Annotated in this window: 17 protein-coding genes and 1 pseudogene; 5 read left to right on the forward strand and 13 right to left on the reverse strand. The window is 50.3% G+C overall.

Annotated features, from left to right (window positions below; all coding sequences use genetic code 11):
- Nucleotides 1–7: 7 nt before the first annotated feature.
- The 6 genes from IEY53_RS02740 to IEY53_RS02765 form a co-directional block, all read right to left on the reverse strand.
- Nucleotides 8–514, reverse strand: a complete 507-nt coding sequence (locus IEY53_RS02740; protein WP_189022063.1) for a DUF4178 domain-containing protein — start codon at nucleotides 512–514, stop codon at nucleotides 8–10.
- A 15-nt stretch (nucleotides 515–529) separates the two neighbouring features.
- Nucleotides 530–934: a DUF350 domain-containing protein gene (locus IEY53_RS02745; protein WP_189022064.1), complete on the reverse strand. Its 405-nt coding sequence runs from the start codon at nucleotides 932–934 to the stop codon at nucleotides 530–532.
- Between the two features lie 121 nt (nucleotides 935–1,055).
- Nucleotides 1,056–1,724 (reverse strand): PspA/IM30 family protein, encoded by a 669-nt coding sequence (locus IEY53_RS02750; RefSeq protein ID WP_189022065.1) that lies wholly within the window; start codon nucleotides 1,722–1,724, stop codon nucleotides 1,056–1,058.
- 83 nt (nucleotides 1,725–1,807) lie between these two features.
- Nucleotides 1,808–2,146: a prenylated flavin chaperone LpdD gene (gene lpdD / locus IEY53_RS02755; RefSeq protein ID WP_189022066.1), complete on the reverse strand. Its 339-nt coding sequence runs from the start codon at nucleotides 2,144–2,146 to the stop codon at nucleotides 1,808–1,810.
- A 91-nt stretch (nucleotides 2,147–2,237) separates the two neighbouring features.
- Nucleotides 2,238–3,170, reverse strand: coding sequence for a dihydroorotate dehydrogenase (locus IEY53_RS02760; protein WP_189022067.1), 933 nt, complete (start codon nucleotides 3,168–3,170; stop codon nucleotides 2,238–2,240).
- Nucleotides 3,163–3,867: a dihydroorotate dehydrogenase electron transfer subunit gene (locus IEY53_RS02765; protein ID WP_189022068.1), complete on the reverse strand. Its 705-nt coding sequence runs from the start codon at nucleotides 3,865–3,867 to the stop codon at nucleotides 3,163–3,165. Before IEY53_RS02765 ends, IEY53_RS02760 begins: the two co-directional genes overlap by 8 nt.
- Nucleotides 3,868–4,113: 246 nt before the next feature.
- Between IEY53_RS02765 and IEY53_RS02770 the strand changes: the two genes are divergently transcribed.
- Nucleotides 4,114–4,983, forward strand: coding sequence for a polysaccharide deacetylase family protein (locus IEY53_RS02770; protein ID WP_189022069.1), 870 nt, complete (start codon nucleotides 4,114–4,116; stop codon nucleotides 4,981–4,983).
- 75 nt (nucleotides 4,984–5,058) lie between these two features.
- Here the strand turns inward: IEY53_RS02770 and IEY53_RS02775 are convergent, their stop codons facing one another.
- Nucleotides 5,059–5,730: a 3D domain-containing protein gene (locus tag IEY53_RS02775; RefSeq protein WP_189022070.1), complete on the reverse strand. Its 672-nt coding sequence runs from the start codon at nucleotides 5,728–5,730 to the stop codon at nucleotides 5,059–5,061.
- Nucleotides 5,731–6,125: 395 nt separating this feature from the next.
- On the opposite strand from IEY53_RS02775, the gene ppk1 reads away from it, so the two are divergent.
- A complete protein-coding gene (gene ppk1 / locus IEY53_RS02780) occupies nucleotides 6,126–8,240 on the forward strand; it encodes a polyphosphate kinase 1 (RefSeq protein ID WP_189022071.1) in 2,115 nt (704 codons plus the stop codon).
- Here ppk1 and IEY53_RS02785 read toward each other — a convergent pair.
- From IEY53_RS02785 to IEY53_RS02800, 4 genes and pseudogenes are all read right to left on the reverse strand, one after another.
- Nucleotides 8,188–9,717, reverse strand: coding sequence for a Ppx/GppA phosphatase family protein (locus IEY53_RS02785; RefSeq protein ID WP_189022072.1), 1,530 nt, complete (start codon nucleotides 9,715–9,717; stop codon nucleotides 8,188–8,190). The genes ppk1 and IEY53_RS02785 overlap by 53 nt on opposite strands.
- A 157-nt stretch (nucleotides 9,718–9,874) precedes the next feature.
- Nucleotides 9,875–10,597 carry an amino acid ABC transporter ATP-binding protein gene (locus IEY53_RS02790; RefSeq protein WP_189022073.1) on the reverse strand — a complete coding sequence of 241 codons (723 nt, stop codon included), beginning with the start codon at nucleotides 10,595–10,597 and terminating at the stop codon, nucleotides 9,875–9,877.
- A pseudogene (locus IEY53_RS02795) lies at nucleotides 10,584–11,252 on the reverse strand (amino acid ABC transporter permease); the annotation flags it as partial. The gene IEY53_RS02790 and the pseudogene IEY53_RS02795, both read right to left, overlap by 14 nt.
- A gap of 127 nt (nucleotides 11,253–11,379) precedes the next feature.
- Nucleotides 11,380–12,195: a transporter substrate-binding domain-containing protein gene (locus IEY53_RS02800; protein ID WP_189022075.1), complete on the reverse strand. Its 816-nt coding sequence runs from the start codon at nucleotides 12,193–12,195 to the stop codon at nucleotides 11,380–11,382.
- 435 nt (nucleotides 12,196–12,630) lie between these two features.
- Between IEY53_RS02800 and IEY53_RS02805 the strand changes: the two genes are divergently transcribed.
- Both IEY53_RS02805 and IEY53_RS02810 read left to right on the forward strand, forming a co-directional pair.
- Nucleotides 12,631–14,382: an alpha-glycosidase gene (locus IEY53_RS02805; protein ID WP_189022076.1), complete on the forward strand. Its 1,752-nt coding sequence runs from the start codon at nucleotides 12,631–12,633 to the stop codon at nucleotides 14,380–14,382.
- Between the two features lie 60 nt (nucleotides 14,383–14,442).
- A complete protein-coding gene (locus IEY53_RS02810) occupies nucleotides 14,443–15,045 on the forward strand; it encodes an IS3 family transposase (RefSeq protein ID WP_189022077.1) in 603 nt (200 codons plus the stop codon).
- Nucleotides 15,046–15,078: 33 nt separating this feature from the next.
- Here the strand turns inward: IEY53_RS02810 and glgA are convergent, their stop codons facing one another.
- Together glgA and glgB are read right to left on the reverse strand one after the other, a co-directional pair.
- On the reverse strand, nucleotides 15,079–16,503 hold the full coding sequence (glgA, locus tag IEY53_RS02815) for a glycogen synthase GlgA (protein ID WP_189022078.1): 1,425 nt from the start codon (nucleotides 16,501–16,503) through the stop codon (nucleotides 15,079–15,081).
- Nucleotides 16,504–16,533: 30 nt separating this feature from the next.
- Nucleotides 16,534–18,441, reverse strand: a complete 1,908-nt coding sequence (glgB, locus tag IEY53_RS02820) for a 1,4-alpha-glucan branching protein GlgB (protein ID WP_189022216.1) — start codon at nucleotides 18,439–18,441, stop codon at nucleotides 16,534–16,536.
- 220 nt (nucleotides 18,442–18,661) lie between these two features.
- Here glgB and IEY53_RS02825 point away from each other — a divergent pair, with 220 nt between their 5' ends.
- Nucleotides 18,662–19,885: a glucose-1-phosphate adenylyltransferase gene (locus IEY53_RS02825; RefSeq protein WP_189022079.1), complete on the forward strand. Its 1,224-nt coding sequence runs from the start codon at nucleotides 18,662–18,664 to the stop codon at nucleotides 19,883–19,885.
- Nucleotides 19,886–19,892 lie beyond the last annotated feature (7 nt).

The following is a 19,892-nucleotide window of genomic DNA, read 5'->3' on the forward strand; positions in this document are numbered from 1 at the left end:
CCCTCTCCTAGGAAGCCCGGATGACCCTCACATCGCCCGGGATCACTTTCTCGCCTTCATAAAGCATGAAACGGCCGTTCTGCCATTCAATGCGCAGCAAGCGGTAATCATCCGACTGATATTGCCACACATGCTGCTCCCCCCCATTCATAAATGGAGTCTGGCCAGCGATGGTAACCAGTCCTTCATATTCTTCCTCCAGAAAAAAAACGTAGTCATCCAATTCCAGTGTTGCCGGAACTTCGGCCGGATGATCCAGACGTCCATCAATGGGCTGATAAAGACCATACTGGAGCTGCTCGCGTTGTTCGATAAGCAGATAGGCAATCTTACTTCCATCCCGAAGCGTCAGCATGGCTACATTCCGTCCGCGGTTCATGGTACGGCCGGTAACCTCATAAGTCACAAGCGAAACCTCACATATATCACCCGGTGCCAACTCCAGCATACTTTTACTGGCTACCGGTGCCTCCGGTTTGGAGAATACATTCGTTATTCTTTTCCAAATACCCACCTTGATCGCTCCTCCCTACAAAAAAGCTGAAATTAACAATGCGCCCACAATATGCAGCGAACCTGCCAACAACCCGTATCCGATATTGCCCTGCTGTGTCCCGTGATCCAACTCCAGCTTGCCCCATGTGCTGAACAGGAACCTTACGGTCTTCTCCAGCACAAGCAGCAGCAGAAAGGAAACCACGGAGACAATCAGCGCTTCACCCAGTCTGCTGGAAGTGGCGATGGAAGACGATAATATGTATGCCTGTGCCAGCAGCTTCATCACGAGGCGTGTAGTGACTGCCATATTCCCCGCTTTCAGCTCGACCAAATCATGATAACGGGTGAATAATGAATCGACGAACATCAGCACGAACAAGAGCACTGCACCGCATACCGTCCATACAACCATGGAAACCAGAGCTTGGAAATCCATTCTAATAGCCCCCGCTAATCAGTTTATATCTCCCGGATAAGCATAGATAAAGCGAAGGGGAAATGTGTCCATCTCCGCTTCGCCTGTAATCCTCAGTCCAAATACCAACCAAAGTTAAATATTATTGTTTGTCGTATTGTTTCATCAATGCGGCCAATTCATCCTCAACGCCTTGATCTTTGGTCAATTGTTCGAACTCTTCATCAAGCGATTTTTTGCCGGAATTCATTTCGTTGCTGGCTTCAGCTTGTGCTTCCGCCTGCAGCATTTTGTCTTCCATGCGCTTCAGTCCAGCAGAAGCTGAATCGGAGCTAAAGCCGCTCATCGCTTTATTAATCTCGGTCTGGGCCTTGGCTGCATTGTAGCGGGCGACCAGTGTCTCACGTTTGTTCTTCATCTGTGTAAGCTGCTTGCGCATTTCTTCAAGCTTGCCGCGAAGGTTATCCGCAGAGGCCTTGTTCTGATCAAAGCTGTTCTTGTATTCAACCAGCTTGGCTTCGGCCGATTTCTTCTCTTCCAGTGCCCGGCGGGCAAGGTCCGCATTGCCGGCTTGAGCAGCGGCGTGAGCCTGCTGATTACGCTTATTCACAAGAGCTTCCTGCTCTTCGTAAAGCTGCTTGAACTTTTTCTCAATCGCGATTTGAGCCGCTACCGCTTTTTCGGCATCTTCCAGATCTTCCGTCATATCGCGGATGTACTGATCCGTCATTTTAATCGGGTCTTCGGCTTTGTCGATAATCGCATTCACATTGGACATGGTTAAATCGCGCAATCTTTTAAATATAGACATGGTTCATTCCTCCAAAGATAAGTTTGAAATTACAAGTTTGAAATTACACTTGTTATCTTTTACGCAGGTCCGTCTGTAGCGTTTCACTTTTGTTGCGCTAAATATTGCTCCACTTTAATGTCCACTTGGTTTACGACGGCAAATATGTCTTCTTTACTGATATCGTCATAGTGAATCCCCATTACCACAGTAACTGTCTTGCCCAGTGCGGCAGCTACTCTAAGCGCCACCTTCTCGGTGACCAAATGCTCTTTATGCCGGGGTACGGCTGAAGTCTGGACTTCCACCTTCCCGTCTTGGATAAAAGCAGTGCTTGCCGCACCAATATGACGAGCCCCGCCTGTAATCACCAGCAGAACATCCCGCCCGACTGCCACTTCAGACAACTCAATATCATCCCAATATTTCTCCCGGGAAGTCATGTAGCCGCACCCCTTCCCCATTATATTAACCAATTCTTGCAGAAGATGCTCAAGCCATTGTCCGCCGGGTAAAACCCGGGATCGATCTCTTCTATATAATACCGCGGATTTCATCCAAGGAACGGATATTCTCCGCTTCCATCAGATGTTCCAGCTCCTCCACCAAGGTGCTTCCGGCTCTAAGATTCAAAAAGTTGTAAGTGCCCACCTGGACAACCGCAGCACCGGCCATAATAAATTCCAGGATATCCAGCGCCGAGGTGATCCCGCCCATTCCAATGACCGGAATCTTCACCCGCTTGGCCACCTGGTGAACCATTCGCAGCGCCACCGGTTTAACTGCGGGGCCGGATAGTCCTGCATACAGATTATCAAAAACGCTGCGGCGGCGGCGGACATCAATCTTCATCCCGGAAATGGTGTTAATCAGCGACACCGCATCCGCCCCCTCTTCCTGGCACATTTGCGCCATTTCAGCGATATCCTCGGCGTTAGGGGACAGCTTGACGGCAAGCGGCAGCTTTACAGCCTTGCGTACGGCCCGCACCACCTCTTGCGCGGCACAGGTTTTGACGCCAAAGGCGATCCCGCCCTCCTTCACATTGGGACAGGAAATGTTCAGCTCAATCATATCCACTGCAGTTTTTCCGGTCCGCAGGCGTTTATCGGCATCCTCCTGAATCATCTCCGCACCAAGCACATAATCCTCCAGCGTTCCGCCGCCGAGGTTCACAATGCGTGCGGTATCCAGCGTTTCCCAATAAGCACATTCTTTTTCCAAAAAAGCAGCGATCCCCGGGTTCTCCAGTCCCACACTGTTCAGCATACCGGACGCCGTCTCGTAGACACGGATACCGGAATTGCCTGCCTTGGGATTCAGGGTCAGCCCTTTACCCGAGATGCCACCCAGGCAAGAGACATCATAGAGCTTGCCATATTCACGGCCAAAGCCAAAGGTGCCGGAGGCCATAACCACCGGATTCTTGAAATGCACCCCGGCTATCTCCGAGCTTAGCTTAATCATGGAAGACCACCTCCTCCGACAGAAAGACCGGTCCATCCGTGCACGCTTTACGCTGACCGTCACGGCAGGAGACACTGCAGACCAGACATGCTCCAATCCCGCAGGCCATCCGGTTCTCCAGCGACAAATGGACCCGGGCCCTGCTTCCGGCTTCCACCGCAGCAAATCCCTTCAATTGTGCAGCCTTGAGCATAGGCAGCGGCCCGCATACAAAAACATGATCATAAGCGGAAAAATCCACACTGTCCAGCACCAGGCCCCCCACGTTCACTGTCAGCTCTGCGGCAAAAGGACGAAAGGCTTCCGTCCGAAACGGCTCCCGGCTAAACCCTAAGTAGATGTCACAACCCGGCAGCTGCTTGGCGCAATAAAAAAGCGGGGCGATTCCGATTCCCCCGCCTACGAGCGCCACTTTGCCGTCGACCTGCGGAAACCCGCGGCCAAACGGCCCCTCCAGCGAAAGCGGCTCTCCCGGGACCAAGCCGGCCAATAATTCCGTCCCCTCCCCTACAACATGGTAGAGAAATTCAATTCCGTCTTCATGGACTTGATGTATGCTAAGCGGTCTGGAAAGAAGCGGATAGGCTCCCCATGCCCGCAGCATGTAGAATTGGCCCATCTCACCGCCGTAATCTCCCGCAACCCTGAGTTGATACACACCGTCTGTCAGCCGCTCGTTACTTATCACCGTCGCCACGTTATCAAGCTCCTTCAAATTTTATCTTATTAAGATTGCCTTAGAAGGAGTTCAAAATCTGTGACATAATTCACAACCCGGTTATTTTCTTCTCCACCCCCCGCGTTCATAGGGCTCTGGAACGGCCGTTACTCCTCCGAGAGCTTCTTCCGCATGAAGCGCCCAGTGTAACTGCATAAAACAGTGCAACAATGGAGATAACAAAGGAGAAAATGATGGGAATTCGGATAAAAGGAGGTCACTTGGATGAACTATTTGTCTAACGGCCGGAAACAACTCGTCCTCTTTTTCACTGCCTTGGTCTTTGCTCTATCTGCCCCTTTTTCTGAGTATGCCTCTGCGTCGCTGTCCCTTCCGCAAGCTGGAGCGGATCAGGTTGAACTTGAGAAGAAAGCGCAAAATCAGCATGCTGTTCCTGCAGGCTCTGCAGCCGCAGCCCGCGTCCGCAGAAGCTCCAAAGGGCTTTCCCTTAGTGAGCTGCTGCGTAAATATCCCGAGACGATCATGACCCGGGGGCCGCGGAGCAAGTCGATCGCACTTACCTTTGATGACGTTCCCGATCCCCGGTTTACTCCCCAGCTGCTGGATGTGCTCAAGCAGCATCATGTCCGGGCTACTTTTTTTGTGGTAGGCAGCCGGGCAGAGAAACATCCCGCCCTGGTAGCCAGAATGATTCGGGAAGGGCATGTTATTGGCAATCACTCCTACAATCATCCCCAATTCGCAAAGCTGCAGATGAACGAATTCCGGACACAAATTATCAGGACCGAGAACATCCTCTTCTCCTTGTCCGGTTATAAACCGAAGCTGATCCGGCCGCCGTACGGCGATATTAATGAACAACAGTTGAAATGGGCCAAGTCACATGGCTACAAGCTGGTCAACTGGAATGTAGATTCCCTGGATTGGCGGGGGCTTCCCAAAGCACAGGTCCGCAACAATATTATCGCCCATGCCGGAAGAGGATCGATTATTCTGCAGCATGGCGGAGGCGGCCACAACAGCAACCTGAAGGGGACCATCCAGGCTCTGCCGGAGGTCATCAGTATTTTGCGCAAACGGGGGTATACCTTTGTTACCGTTCCCCAGATGCTGCAGGTGTCCCAAAAGAAATAAAACGAAAGGTGCCTCCATGGCACCTTTCGCTTCGTATGATGAAATATTCAGTTAACTTTTGCTTCATATAACCATTTAATCCAGTACATATAATTGTACATATTGGTAGCCGAAGTCGGCTACAAAGCTTTGGCTTCCCGGTATAAAAATATCAATGCGGTTCCCTTTAATTGCGCTGCCCATATCCTTGGCTGTAGCCACAAACGCCAGCTTGGGCAGGCCAGGGTGTGAATGCCCGGTGACCAGAACCTTGGTTCCAAGCGGAATCACGCTGGGGTCAACTGCAATGGTGCCAAGCTTCAGCGGATCTCCGAAGTAATCGACCGGTCCCCATTTGCCATTCTCGCTCGCGGCGGAGGAATAGGCAGAGGCTTTTACCTGCAGCGTATTGTTATAATTGAAGACCTTGCCCCATGCTTCCACTGTGCTGGTATTCGGCTCCACATTGAGACTGGCCGTAACCGTGTCCGTATTTTCGTTCCGGACTTCTTCTGCAGCAACGCTTTTGGCGTTCATCCGGCCTGGAATCTTGATCTCAAGTCCCGCATATATGTTGAGGGCAGCTACCCCCGGGTTCGCTCTCATAAGGTGATTAACTCCAACACCATATTGCTTGGATAGCGAAAAGTACGTGTTGCCTTCTTTGGCAACATGAATATTGTCTGCCTGTGCGGGAACGGCGTGCAGCAAAGCACTGATCCCCATGACAGCAGCCATAGCCTTGATCGTTCTGAATCTGTTCTTCATATGTTCCTCCTTCGAATCTTTGCGCAATTGTTGCAAATGGGTTACACAATCTGCTCTTCTGCACCTATGTACATCGATCTCTTGAGCACGTGAAGATATGTGTTTTGTAAATTAACAGTCTTTAATATATCACAACTTTGTAACCTGCGCCAAAGAAATTGTTACCATTTTGAAATTAAATACAGATAAAGCGTTATTTTTATGAGTAATAGTTACATAATTTTAATTATGTAAACCAAATATGGAGCTCTTCCCTATCCCATGAATACTACATTTTCACTTTTCAATTAATTTTCTCAAAGATTTTACACAGATTTAACATTTCCCCCTTCGGCAAAGAGTAAAATGATAGAATACGAAAAGATAAAAGACAATGAATGATACTTGGAGGGTCCATGAACACAGAAGAGATTAACACTAACCACAGCACCCCGGCGGCTGCATACCTGAACAGGGATTTAAGCTGGATCGAATTTAACCGACGTGTACTCCAGGAGGCACAGGACCCCGACAACCCTCTCATGGAACGGGCCAAATTCCTGGCCATTGTGTCCAGTAATCTGGATGAGTTCGTAAGTGTGCGTGTAGCAGGCATTCAGGATCAGATCCGGGCCGGCTATACCAAAAAGGATTTTACCGGGTATACGCCCTCCGGTCTGTATAAACGCCTGATTAAACGGGTAACCAAGATTACTGCCGACCAGTACCGCACCTTCCGTGATCTTTCACGTCATTTGCATAAAGAAGGCATTGTTTTCGTCAATTATGAAGACCTGAACCAATCCCAGGAGCAGGCAATGGAGCAATATTACCGGGACATTATCTATCCAGTTCTAACACCGATGGCTGTCGACCAGAGCCGTCCATTCCCGCTGGTTCACAGCCAGTTTATCTATTTGGCGGTCGTTCTGACACGCAAGAACAGCCAGGAAGAGGAGCCTTATTTCGCGATTCTCCAAATCCCTTCCAATCTAACGAGGTGCATTCCACTGCCTCACCGCTCCAACAGCAAGAAGCGGCAATTTGTACTGATAGAAGATGTGATCAGACATCACATTCAGACCTTGTTCAGCGGCTACGAGCCGGTGGCGGTCAGTGAATTCCGTTTAACCCGCAACTCTGACCTGACCATAGATGAGGAAGGTGCGGAGGATCTGCTCGAGGAGATTGAAAAAGAGCTGCGCAAACGGCGCCGGGGCGTGCCTGCACGTCTGGAAGTGCAAAAAGGCATACACCCCTATGCGCTGGAACAGCTGCAGGCTGAGTTTGAAATTGAGGATTTTGTTTCTGAAATTGAAGGTCCGCTGGACCTTGGCTTCCTGCGCCATTTTGCCGGCAGTCTCAAGGGCTTCAGCTATATGCATTACCCGCCCGTTGAACCTCTTTACCCCGTGGAATTCGAGGAGAATGAGGATTTCTTCGAAGTGCTGCGCGAGCGTGACGTGCTGGTCTACCACCCTTATGAATCTTTTGATGCGATGACGGATTTCATCATTCAGGCCTCCGAAGACGAGCAGGTCATGGCGATCAAAATGACGCTGTACCGCGTGAGCGGCAAATCCCCGCTGATTACAGCCCTGGCCAACGCTGCAGAAGCCGGCATCCAGGTCACTGTGGTTGTGGAGCTCAAAGCCCGTTTTGACGAGGAAAGGAACATCGCCTGGGCACGTAAGCTTGAGCAATCCGGCTGCCATGTCGTCTACGGGCTGGTTGGCCTCAAAACCCATGCCAAAATCACGCTGATTGTCCGGCAGGAAGGTACAGAGCTCAGACGTTATGTCCATGTGGGGACCGGGAATTATAATGACAGCACGGCCAAAGCTTATACAGACATAAGCCTGTTCACCGCCCATACAGATATCGGTCTGGATGCTTCCGAGCTGTTCAACCAGATGACCGGTTATTCCGCAAATTATGACTGGAATTCCTTCATTGTGGCACCCACCAATATGAGTCTCTCCCTGCAGAAGCTTATGATGCGGGAAGCTGAACATGCCGCAGCGGGCCGGCCGGCCCGCATCATTGCCAAGATGAACTCGTTGTCCAATCAGCAGGTGATAGATGATCTGTACAGCGCTGCACAAGCCGGAGTCACCATTGATCTGATAGTCCGCGGTGTCTGCTGTCTGCGTCCGGGGATTGAAGGCCTCAGCGAACGGATTACGGTGCGAAGCATTGTCGACCGTTTTCTGGAACACTCCCGGATCTATTACTTTGAGAACGGCGGAAAACCCGAGGTGTATTTATCGAGTGCGGACTGGATGACCCGCAACCTTACCCGGCGTATAGAGCTGATGTGTCCGGTGCTTAACCCTGCCATCCGCAAGCAAATTGTCAAGATCCTGGACATCACCCTGAAGGACAATGTGAAGTCCAGCTTCCTTCAACCTAACGGATATTACGTCCGGGCAGACGACAAAAAGGCCCCGTTCCGGAGCCAGTTCGCCGCTATGGATGTTAGCCATTGGAAGGGAAGCCGAGCTTTACCTTCACTGCCCAAGCTGCCTTAAACGCCTTCAGGGCGTTCTCTATGTCCTCCAGACCAATCAGCAGGGCCATCGTGCCTTGCAGTTCAAGTGTGAGGGTATTCCCATGCAGAGCGGCTTTCAGGCCGCTCACAATCCCTATCTCGGTGCTGTCCAGCGCGATACTCAATTGGACAAGCGTGCCGAGCTTATGAATCCACTCTTCGTCGGTTGGCAGCAAGATGTCCTTATGTACCTGGGACAGCTTCTGCTTCCGGCTTTTTGTGCTGTAGGAAGAAATCATCGCACACAGGATCAGCTGACGGTGAGTAAGGCCGCGAATGGGCGAGTTCATTAACCAGTACCTGGTGTGACGCTTGGACTGATAATAGTTTATATTGGTCCCCGTACGGTGCAGCATGATCGAAACGTAGACCAGCATCTCCTGCTCTGCCCGGTTATCTTCTTCCTTGAAGGCCTCAAACAAGCTGCTGGCCAGCTTGCAGATATGGTCCAGATGGCGTTTCGACGTGTGAATGTCAAAGCGGATGATTGTACCCAGGCTGTACTCCAGAGCACTGTCCCGAACCGGCTGCTCCGGCCTTAGCAGATCATGAAGCATGCCTTCCCTAAGACCTTCCCCGCTGATCAGCGCCTCACTGGCACCAATGTAACGGTAGACGGTATGAAAAATGATCAAACCCGAAACGATAATATCCGCCCGGCTTTTGGACAACCCGTCCAGGTCCTTGCGTTTCTCGTAAGGCATGGCAGGCAGCATCTCCATAAAATGCTCAATGGTCTGCGTAGAAAGGGTATAACCATGGGAATTGGGCAGCGAATACTCTCTTAGCTTCTGGTCCAGCTTGCCCAGGGAACGGAGTGTTCCACCCAGTCCGAAGAGGGGGAGTCCTCCCCCGGTGTTCAGCCAGTCATGCTCCACCAGTCTGCCGAGCACATAGGTTCTTAACCTCTGCACATGCTCTCCCGTCCAATTTCCCCCATGGCCAAACATGATATTGGTGTTGACAGCCCCAAACGGAAACGAAATGCTGTGCTGATAACGGCGTCCACGAAACAATGTAACCTCCGTACTTCCCCCGCCAATGTCGATGACAAAGCCATCCTCCACATTAAAAGCATTAATCACGCCTAGAAAACCGAAGTAGGCTTCCTGATGGCCGCTGATAACTTCGATGGGAATCCCGGCCGACTGGGACAAAAAAGAAATGATCTCCGCAGAATTGGCCGCATTACGGATAGCCGCCGTAGCACCGGCGCGGATTTGCTCCACTCCGAAAGCAGAGCAAATCTCCTTGAACTGGCGCAGTACAGGAATAACGGTCTCCATATCCTTCTGTTCCAGCCTGCCTTCCTTCGTGATCTTCTCACTCAAACGTGCGGAATATTTGCATTCCTTAATAATCTTGTATCCCCCCTCAGGGGTAGTATCGTAGATTACCAAACGAATGGAGTTGGAACCAATATCAATAATGCCAATCCGGCAGAGGTCATCTGTCATGTGTATGTACTCCTTTTTTGTTCATTGAGCATCTATTATACATGTTTTGGCCCCATAAATGTATTTGCATACCCCCGGAGTGAATATCGGGCCGTCCTCCGGAAGATAACAAAACGGCCACCGAAGGGTTGATCCGGGGCCGTTTGCCTATAATGCTCTATAAAACTTTGCTAAGAAAATCACGGGTCCGCTCATGCTGAGGATGGCCGAACACCTCGGCGGGAGTTCCCTGCTCGACAATGTAACCACCGTCCATGAACAGGATGCGGTCGCCTACTTCACGCGCAAAACCCATTTCATGTGTAACAATAACCATAGTCATTCCGGCCACCGCCAGTTTTTTCATGACCTCCAGCACTTCGCCAACCATCTCCGGGTCCAGTGCCGAGGTCGGCTCGTCAAAAAGCATGACATGCGGCTGCATGGCGAGTGCGCGGGCAATCGCAATCCGCTGCTTTTGTCCCCCGGACAGTTGGGCCGGATAAGCATTTTTTTTGTCTTCAAGCCCGACCGTGCGCAGCAGCTCCATCGCGATTTTGTCCGCTTCCGTCTGTTGCAGTTTCTTTACTTTCACAGGCGCGAGCGTAATGTTCTGCAGTACGGTTTTGTGCGGGAACAAATTAAACTGCTGAAATACCATGCCCATTTTCTCACGGGTTACATTAATATCATGTTTTTTGCCGGTGATCGACTGTCCCTCAAAGGTGATCTCGCCCCCGGTTGGCTGCTCCAGCAGATTTAAGCAACGCAGAAAGGTGCTTTTCCCTGAACCGCTGGGGCCAATGACAACCACAACCTCGCCCTTGCGGATATCCAGATCAATGCCTTTGAGGATTTCCAGCTTTCCGAAATGCTTTTGCAGGTTCTTAACCGCGATCATCCGTGTTCAGCCTCCTTTCGAATCTGCCCAGCAGTTTGGACATGCTGAATGTCAGAATAAAATACATAAAGGCGACGATCACAAGCGGGGTCATCCCGTCATAGGTGATTGTCGAAACGGAGCGTGCCTCAAACATCAAGTCGGCAACACCGATAAAAGAAATAATGGAAGACTCCTTGATAATGGTAATAAATTCATTGCCGATGGCAGGCAGCACACTCTTCAGTGCCTGCGGCAGCACGATATAACGCATCGTCATTCCCTGCTTCATGCCGAGGGAACGGGCTGCCTCTGTCTGACCACGGTCCACACCCTGAATCCCGGCCCGGAAAATCTCGGCAAGATAGGCTGAACTGTTAATGGAAAGCGTAATGGCCCCCGACTGGATCGCTGTAAATTCGATCCCCACCGTGGCCAGCCCATAGTGGATAAGGAACAGCTGAACAAGCATAGGTGTGCCGCGCAGGAACTCCACCCACGCTGTCGCCACAAAACGTAGTACCCAAAACTTGGACATCCGCAGCAAGGAGACGATAATCCCCAGGATGAAGCCAAAAAACACACCTAGAACCGCCAGCAGCAGGGTGTACTGCAAACCGGACAGAAAAAAACTGCGGTAATCATAAGCCATTTGAAAAATATTCATAACCCGAGCTAAACCTCCCTACTTCCAAAAAAATAGAAAACAGCGGATTGCCGCCATTTTCTGCAAGGTAAACCGTTCACTGCAACTTTCGCTGCACCTGTATCTTTACGATTTCGCCAGTGTTGACCGCTTCTGCTTACTCGCCGTCGGCAAGCTTGCTTGCAGCTGCAACATACTCATCGATCTTGCCTTCCGATTGCAGACGTTTCAGCGTCTTGTTAACTTGATCCAGCAGTTCAGTATTGCCCTTCTTGATACCTACCACGTATCCGTCATCCTCAACTTCCAATGCAGCATCGGTAATGACCAGACCCGGCACATTCTTGACAAAGGATTTCGCCACAGGCCCTTCCATAATGGAAGCATCTACACGGTTGGACTGCAGCTGCAGCACGATTTCGGAAATTTTGCTCAGCGAAGTCAATTGTGCACCTTCAATGCCCTTGGCAATATCTTCTTGAATGGAGCCGGTTTGAATGCCGATCTTGGCGCCTTTCAGGGCGTCGATGTTCGAGAATTTATCTTTGTCCGCTTCACGCACCACTACAGCCTGCTCAGCTTTGTAGTAGATATCGGACAGATCAACGGCTTTCTTGCGTTCTTCAGTCGGGCTCAGACCGGAAATGACCATATCAATTCTTCCGCTTGACAGTTCATTCAGCAGGGAATCAAAAGGCAGGTCTTTAACGACCAGCTCGGCACCCATATCTGCCGCAATATCCTTGGCGATGTCGATGTCAAAACCAACAATCGTGTCCTTGCCGTCTACAACCTTGTGAAATTCATAAGGAGGAAAGTCAGCGCTTGTTCCAAGTGTAAGCGTCTTGGCGGTTGGGCTCGCAGTGGCCTCGCCGGTGGCCGCAGTAGTGTTCTCGTCTTTGTTCTGTCCGCATCCGGTCATCAGTCCCACCGTAAGCAGCATTCCCAGTGATAGTTTACCCCATTTATTCATTTCTGTATCTCCCCTATCCGTAAAATATCCATATCGCTGTATTGACCGATTTATTATAAAACAATGCGCATGAATATGCAAAGACATTTTTGTGACAACACGGGCAATCAACCTGACCTTCAACCGGGCTTTCAAAAGGTAATCGTCCTTAGGTCAATTTGCACCGGACTAATATATTTGTTATTGGAAGTCAATATTGCGCTTTTGCACAATTTTCTGAAAAAAGTATATACTGATTAACAACAATAGGCTTCCAGTATACTTGGAGCACTTGGTTCAATGGAAGCTTCCAGAGGGTATTAACTTGCTAAACAACAGTCGCCGCCAGACTCGTCCGATTAGTTACGTACTTTCATATAGGCTAATTCCGGGAAGATGGATCTTGCCATAGTCCCGATAACACATATGCGGTGCAACACTTTAGGAGGTGCTGTCATGCTTTTGGAAGCTTTGTACCATGTTCCCCGTGACAAATGGGCTTATGCCTACGATTCTGAAACGATACATCTGCGTGTACGCACCAAAAGGAACGACGTAGACATTGTAGTAGCCCTGACTGGAGATAAATATGATTGGGAGCATACCTACTACGAAGTGATCATGGAAAAAGCCGCTTCGGACGATATGTTCGATTACTGGGAGGCTGCTGTCCGCCCAAAGTACAAACGTTTGTGCTACACCTTCCGCATCAGCACGGGCCCGGAAAATATTTATTTGCTGGATAATGGCATCCGCTCCGAATGCCCCCATCCCCCCAATAACTTTTACGAGTTTCCTTACATACATGAAGCTGACTTGTTCAAGGTGCCTGAGTGGGCCAAGGATGCGGTTTTTTATCAGATCATGACGGAACGGTTCGCAAACGGCGATCCTTCCATCAACCCTGAACATACGGAGGAATGGGGCGGGACCCCGAAGCTGGATAATTTTTTCGGCGGGGATCTGCAGGGTGTGCTTGACCACCTGGATGACCTTCAGGAGCTTGGTATCAATGCAATCTACTTCACTCCCCTGTTTCTTTCTCCTTCCAATCATAAATATGACATTGTCGATTATAAAAAAGTCGATCCCCACTTTGGCGACAATCAGCTGCTGAAGCGTGTGGTCGACCAGTGCCACCGCCGGGGGATTCGTGTAATGCTTGATGCCGTCTTCAATCACTGCAGCGATCAATTCCCTCCATTTCAGGATGTGCTGGAAAAAGGGGAATATTCCGTATACCGTGACTGGTTTCACGTGAATTCCTTTCCTGCGGAAATCGTTGACGGCATCCCTACCTATGACACGTTCGGCTTCTATGGCACGATGCCTAAGTTCAACACAGCAAATCCCGAAGTGAAATCCTACCTGCTGGAGGTCGCCGAATACTGGATCAAAGAAATTAAAGTGGATGGCTGGCGGCTGGATGTTGCCAATGAGGTAGACCACCATTTCTGGCGGGATTTCCGCAAGGTTGTCAAAAATGCAAACCCCGAGGCTTATATCGTTGGCGAAGTCTGGAGTGATTCCCTCACCTGGCTGCTTGGCGACCAGTTCGATTCGGTCATGAACTATCCCTTCTCCGGAACAGTTCTGGAGTTCTTCAGCGGAGGAATGAACGGGATCGCCTTCGGTCACCGGATAGGTGCTTTGCTGATGCGATATCCCCAGCAGACAAACGAGGTTGTCTTTAATATGCTGGGCAGCCATGATACTCCCCGCCTGCTGACCCGTGTGGGAGAAGATAAGCGGCGGCTGAAACTTGCCGTTGTTTTCCTGTTCACTTTTATGGGGACTCCCTGCATTTATTATGGCGACGAGATTGGCCTCACCGGGAACGAAGATCCGGACTGCCGTAAATGCATGGAGTGGGATGTGGAGAAACAGGATCGGGAGTTGTACGACTTCTACCGCATGATGATCGCGCTGCGCATACAAAACAAAGCCCTGCGTGAAGGACGTTTCCGCATCCTGCAGGCCTGCGAGAGCGACTCCTGCATCGTGTATGAGCGGGCCGATGACAAGCTCCATTTCACGATCTGGATGAACAACACCCCGGACCCGCGCACCATCAGCCATCCGATGGAAACCGATGACTGGGAAGATGCGTTGACCGCCGAGCCTGTTATCCCGGAGAATGGGATGATGCACATCCCCTTGGACCCCTATGGATACCGGATTTTACTTCGGGAGCTGGTTAGATGTTAGAGTCAATAGTGGACACTCGTTAAGGGAACAGGGATAATTAATTAACGAGGAGGTGTCTACATGAGTGGAACACGAAAAAGCTCCAATAATGAATTTGAAAAACAGACGCTACAGAACTTCCAAGAGCAGAATAAGACGGTGGCGTACGAGCCTGTATCCAGTGCGGAAAGAATCCGAGAACTGAAACGGCAGTTACAGGAAAAGGAAGAACAACTGGCCGGCATGGCGGAGGAAAAAAGCAGTGCACCTCTTCAGCCATCCAAAGAACTGAGATTTCAGTTCATCGAAGATCATCGCTCCGAGTTTCGAGTGGAGAAGATGTGCAGCGTCCTTGAGGTCTCGCGGAGCGGCTATTACAAATGGAGAACAACGAAACCAAGTCCACAGGCTGCTCGGAAGGCTCTACTGCTCCAGCGGATCACCTATCATTTTAACGATATGGAGGGCCGTTGTGGCAGCCCCACAATCACGATCCTCCTCCAGCGTGAGGGCCATCAAGTCAGTGAACGTACGATTGGAAAATACATGAGAGAACTCGGGTTGCGCTCTGCGCAGCGAAGCTATATGGACGTGAATATTAAAGACTCTAAGCAATCTTTGCCAATTGTGCCTAACAGATCCCATCTGCCTCACCACAAAAAGACTGCCCCCAGATTCCAATGAATAATGGGGGGCAGTCTTTTGTCCATTCAAGAGCTAATTTGCAATCTGCTTGTAAATGTCAATATATTGCTGTGCGGAAACGTTCCAGCTGTAATCGCCGGCGAAGGCATTTTTGGTAACTTTTTTCCAGTGCTCCGGTTTGTTATAGAAGCTGGTCGCCCGGCGGAGGGTGTACATCATATCATGGGCGTTATAATCTTTGAACGTGAACCCGTTGCCCTCTCCGGTCACTTCGTTGTAAGCCTGGACTGTATCGTTCAATCCGCCTGTCTCCCGCACTACCGGAATGGTTCCATACCTTAAAGCCAGGAGCTGGCTGATGCCACATGGCTCAAATTTGGACGGCATAAGAAAAATATCGCTCGCGGCATAAATTTTGCGGGACAAGGCGTCATTGAACAGGATCTGGGAAGAGAGCTTTGTCGGATAACGCCAAGCGGCTTCACGGAACCAGCGTTCGTAAGTCTCATCCCCGGTACCCAGCAGGACAAACTGGATATCATCGTAGTACAGAAGCTCATCCAGCACCCGTGTCAGCAGATCGAGACCTTTGGAATCCACCAGACGCGTAACCATAGCTACCATTGGAATATAAGGTGCAACCGGCAGCCCCAGCTCTTGCTGCAGCCCCAGCTTGTTCTCGACTTTTTTGGCCAGGTTGGAACGGTATTTCGCGTAGATCTGCGGATCCGTGGACGGATTGTAGCTTTTGGTATCAATTCCGTTGACGATTCCGCTCAGACTGTCCGCCCGTGCGTTCAGCAAGCCCTCCAATCCGTAACCGTAATAAGGTGTGCGGATTTCTTCCGCATAGGTTGGACTTACTGTGGTGATGTGATCGCTGTGGACGATGCCGGCTTTCATATAGTTTACGTTGCCGTAATATTCCACGCTGCCGAAGTATTTGTTGTCCAGCCCAAGCAGCTCGCCAAGCACCTCATACGGAAAGACACCCTGATACAACAGGTTGTGGATCGTGAATACCGTCCGCATCCCGCTGTAAAAAGGATCATGGCGGTAATGGCCGTCCAGCAGCATTGGAATCACAGCGGCGTGCCAGTCATGGCAGTGCAGCACATCCGGCTGAAACCCGATGGCCGGCAGGCATTCCAGTACCGCCCGGTTGTAAAAAGCGAAACGTTCACCATCATCCATATATCCGTAAATCCCGTCCCGGCCAAAGTAATACTCATTATCGATAAAATACACGGGTATGCCATCGTATACCAGGCGCTCCACGCCGCAATATTGGTTGCGCCAGCCTATTGGGACATCCACTACAGTTACTGGCTCCATTTGGGATTTGAACTTTTCCGGGATGCCCCGGTATTTGGGTAAAATCACCCGTACATCCACTCCGGCGCTTTTCAGCGCTTTGGGTAAAGCACCAATAACATCGGCCAGGCCACCCGTCTTCATGAACGGATGAGCTTCCGCTGCGGCAAATAAAACTTTCATCTTTATTTCCCCCTTAAGCGTACGGTATATTTATTCCTTGCTTTTTGGCCTGCGTGCCGCTTTCTTCAGAACGGTCAGACTGAGCGGCGGAAGCGTCAGCTCCAGGCTGTCCAGCTGCTTGTGCCACTCCAGCCTGCTGCTCTTCACAGGTTCATTATGCACACCTGAGCCGCCATATTCCACGAGTTCCGAGCTGAACACCTCTTCATATGTTCCCGGTCTGGGAACACCAATCCGGTAATTACGGCGTTCCACCGGCTGGAAGTTGATGATGATCAGCAGCGTGTCGCCAGGTTTTTTGCCTTTGCGCATATATGAGATGACACTTTGTCCGCTGTCATCCGCGTCTATCCACTGGTACCCCTCCATTTCATGGTCAAGCTCCCACAAGGCCTTTTCCGTGAGATAGAAATCATTAAGCGCAGCCGTATAGGCCTGCATCCTGCGGTGGCTCTCATAACCCAGCAGCAGCCAGTCCAGCTGGTCCTGATCCTTCCACTCGATAAATTGGCCGAATTCACCGCCCATGAACAGCAGCTTTTTGCCGGGATGCGTGATTTGGTAGCCAAGCAGCAAGCGGAGGCCGGCGAATTTCTGCTCGTAGGAGCCCGGCATTTTGTTAAGCAGCGATTTTTTGCCATGAACTACCTCGTCATGGGACAGCGGCAAGGTATGATTTTCTGCATAAGCGTAACAAATGGGAAACGTCAGCAAGTTATGATGATAGGGCCGGGACCCGAAATCATGTTCTATGTAACCCAGTGTGTCGTTCATCCAGCCCATATTCCACTTATAGTTGAAGCCCAGTCCCCCTTCATGGGCAGGAGCTGTTACTCCCGGCCAGGCACTGGATTCTTCCGCCATCATCAATGCTTTGGGATAATACTGAAAGATAGCTTTATTCAGATTTTGCAAGAAACGGATGGCTTCCAGATTCTCCAGTCCACCGTTCACATTAGGCCGATATTGATGGCTATCCTTCTCAAAATCCAGCCGCAGCATACTTGTGACCGCATCCACACGCATGCCGTCGATATGATAATACTCGAACCAGAACAAGGCATTGGAAATTAAAAACGAAATAACCTCCGGTTTGCTGAAATCAAAGGATAAGGTTCCCCAGCCCGGTTTCTCCGCCAGCATCGGATCTTCATATTCATAAAGTGCCGTGCCGTCAAACATCCGCAGTCCATGCGCATCCTTGGCAAAATGGGCCGGAACCCAGTCCAGAATCACGCCAATCCCCGCCTGATGCAGCTGATCGATCAGATACATCAGTTCATGCGGTTCCCCGTAACGGCTGGTTGCTGCAAAATAGCCTGTTCCCTGGTATCCCCACGACAAATCATAGGGATGTTCTGCGAGCGGCATAAATTCCACATGCGTATAGTTCATTTCTTTCAGGTAAGGAATCAGCAGTCCGCTCATTTCCGCATAGCTGTAGAATTGACCGTCCTCTTTCTGCCGCCAGGTGCCAAAATGCATTTCATAAATATTAAGCGGTTTATTGTAAGGTGTCTTACTCTTGCGGCGCCATGCCGTATCGCCCCAGCGGTAGCCTTCCAGTTCAGCAACTACCGAAGCCGTGGCCGGACGAACCTCTGCTTTAAAGGCGTAGGGGTCCGCTTTGAGGAAACTTGAACCATCTGCACCAATAATTCTGTATTTGTAATAAATTCCCTGTCCTAAACCGGGGAAAAACCGACTCCAAAATCCTGAATCGGGTATCTTATATAACGAGTCCATATCCGCCGTTCCATCCCAGCCATTATGATCACCAGCTAGTCCTACATATGACGCATGAGGAGCCCACACGGTAAAGCGTACACCGGCAGCACCTTCTTCAGCGGTCATGTGCGCGCCCAGCATTTTATAGCTGCGAACATTCGTGCCCTCATGGAACAAATAAATATCGTCGGTTGACGGGAGGTTTTCCATTGGAGTATCAGCCAATTCATCACCACCTTTTTATATAGGATTCACCTATAACATTACCCTAATCTTATTTATTTGAAAATGATATGGTGTGAAAAGTAAAACTTTTATAAAATCATGTAATTTTTATGGTTTTGAAGCAATATATTTCACCTATGTCGTTTCAAGCGCTTGTGGTCAGTTTATATTACAAGCATTGACAAAAAAATGGGAGGGATAACAAATGAGTAAAAAAGAATGTATCGCGATGCTCCTGGCAGGAGGCGAAGGCCGTCGTTTGGCACCCTTGACCAGCAGTATGGCTAAACCCGCAGTCCCTTTCGGAGGACAGTATAGAATCATTGACTTTCCCCTCAGCAACTGCGTGAATTCAAAAATTGATACGATAGGTGTGCTTACTCAATATGAGGCAGATTCATTGCACAGCCACATCGGAGAAGGTGAGCCTTGGGGGTTACATACCCGCGCGGACCGGGGAGTAACATTGCTGCCATCCGGTGAAGCCGGCAAAGAGAGCTATCTGGGAACCGCCGATGCTATTTATAAAAATATTGATTATATTGACAGCCAAAATCCGGAGAATGTGCTGATCCTGTCAGGAGATCACATTTACCATATGAACTACAGCAAAATGCTCGACTATCACGTCAGCAAAGGGGCAAAAGCAACAATCTCGGTCATGGAGGTTCCTTGGGAACAAGCCAGCCGCTTTGGGGTTATGAACGTGAACGATCACCTGAGGATCTCCGAATTTGTTGAGAAACCTAAAGTGCCGCAAAGCAATCTTGCTTCGATGGGCATTTATCTCTTCAACTGGAATTACCTGAGAGAACACTTGCTGCGGGATGCGGCCAATCCGGCTTCTAGCCATGACTTTGGCAAAGATGTAATTCCGGGTATGCTGGATAATAACGATGAACTGTTCGCTTACCGCTTCAAAGGGTATTGGAGAGATGTAGGTACGGTTGACAGCTTATGGGAAGCTCATATGGACCTGTTGCTGACTCAGGACGGCTTTGAGCTGAACAAAGAACATTGGCCGATGTACAGCCGGACCCGCCGGACAAAACCCGCGCTTCATAAACCGCGTGTGCAGCTTCCCGTCTCGGACTGCCTGGTGAATGAATCCTGCACTTATGAAGGCACTCTGCAGCGTTCCGTTGTATTTGGCGGCGTGGAAATCGGCAAGCTGAGCTCGGTCAAGAGCAGCGTGATTATGCCCGGAGTACGCATTGGCCGGGGGGTTCAGATCGAAAATGCCATTATTGGCGAAGGCGCCGTGATTAAGGATGGAGCCATTATCAAGGGCAGTTCGGACAACATTGTTGTCGTAGGCCCGCAAGAAGTGGTTGCCGCCAAGCCGGTCATTCGGACCCAGCCTTCCCGTCTGCTTCAGGATGTCTACGAACAGTCAGGCCGCCTGCGTGCCGAAAGCCTTCCATCCTAATTAATTT

This window comes from Paenibacillus albidus (assembly GCF_014644435.1).
GTDB lineage: Bacteria > Bacillota > Bacilli > Paenibacillales > Paenibacillaceae > Paenibacillus_AQ > Paenibacillus_AQ albidus.

Excerpts from the sequence above, each read along its gene's own strand:
- IEY53_RS02760 (WP_189022067.1), bottom strand. The coding sequence starts at position 3,170 with ATGATTAAGCTAAGCTCGGAGATAGCCGGGGTGCATTTCAAGAATCCG.
- IEY53_RS02800 (WP_189022075.1), bottom strand. The coding sequence starts at position 12,195 with ATGAATAAATGGGGTAAACTATCACTGGGAATGCTGCTTACGGTGGGA.
- IEY53_RS02790 (WP_189022073.1), bottom strand. The coding sequence starts at position 10,597 with ATGATCGCGGTTAAGAACCTGCAAAAGCATTTCGGAAAGCTGGAAATC.
- lpdD (WP_189022066.1), bottom strand. The coding sequence starts at position 2,146 with ATGACTTCCCGGGAGAAATATTGGGATGATATTGAGTTGTCTGAAGTG.
- IEY53_RS02750 (WP_189022065.1), bottom strand. The coding sequence starts at position 1,724 with ATGTCTATATTTAAAAGATTGCGCGATTTAACCATGTCCAATGTGAAT.
- glgA (WP_189022078.1), bottom strand. The coding sequence starts at position 16,503 with ATGAAAGTTTTATTTGCCGCAGCGGAAGCTCATCCGTTCATGAAGACG.
- IEY53_RS02825 (WP_189022079.1), top strand. The coding sequence starts at position 18,662 with ATGAGTAAAAAAGAATGTATCGCGATGCTCCTGGCAGGAGGCGAAGGC.
- IEY53_RS02745 (WP_189022064.1), bottom strand. The coding sequence starts at position 934 with ATGGATTTCCAAGCTCTGGTTTCCATGGTTGTATGGACGGTATGCGGT.
- IEY53_RS02805 (WP_189022076.1), top strand. The coding sequence starts at position 12,631 with ATGCTTTTGGAAGCTTTGTACCATGTTCCCCGTGACAAATGGGCTTAT.
- IEY53_RS02785 (WP_189022072.1), bottom strand. The coding sequence starts at position 9,717 with ATGACAGATGACCTCTGCCGGATTGGCATTATTGATATTGGTTCCAAC.
- IEY53_RS02810 (WP_189022077.1), top strand. The coding sequence starts at position 14,443 with ATGAGTGGAACACGAAAAAGCTCCAATAATGAATTTGAAAAACAGACG.
- IEY53_RS02775 (WP_189022070.1), bottom strand. The coding sequence starts at position 5,730 with ATGAAGAACAGATTCAGAACGATCAAGGCTATGGCTGCTGTCATGGGG.
- ppk1 (WP_189022071.1), top strand. The coding sequence starts at position 6,126 with ATGAACACAGAAGAGATTAACACTAACCACAGCACCCCGGCGGCTGCA.
- IEY53_RS02770 (WP_189022069.1), top strand. The coding sequence starts at position 4,114 with ATGAACTATTTGTCTAACGGCCGGAAACAACTCGTCCTCTTTTTCACT.
- glgB (WP_189022216.1), bottom strand. The coding sequence starts at position 18,441 with ATGGAAAACCTCCCGTCAACCGACGATATTTATTTGTTCCATGAGGGC.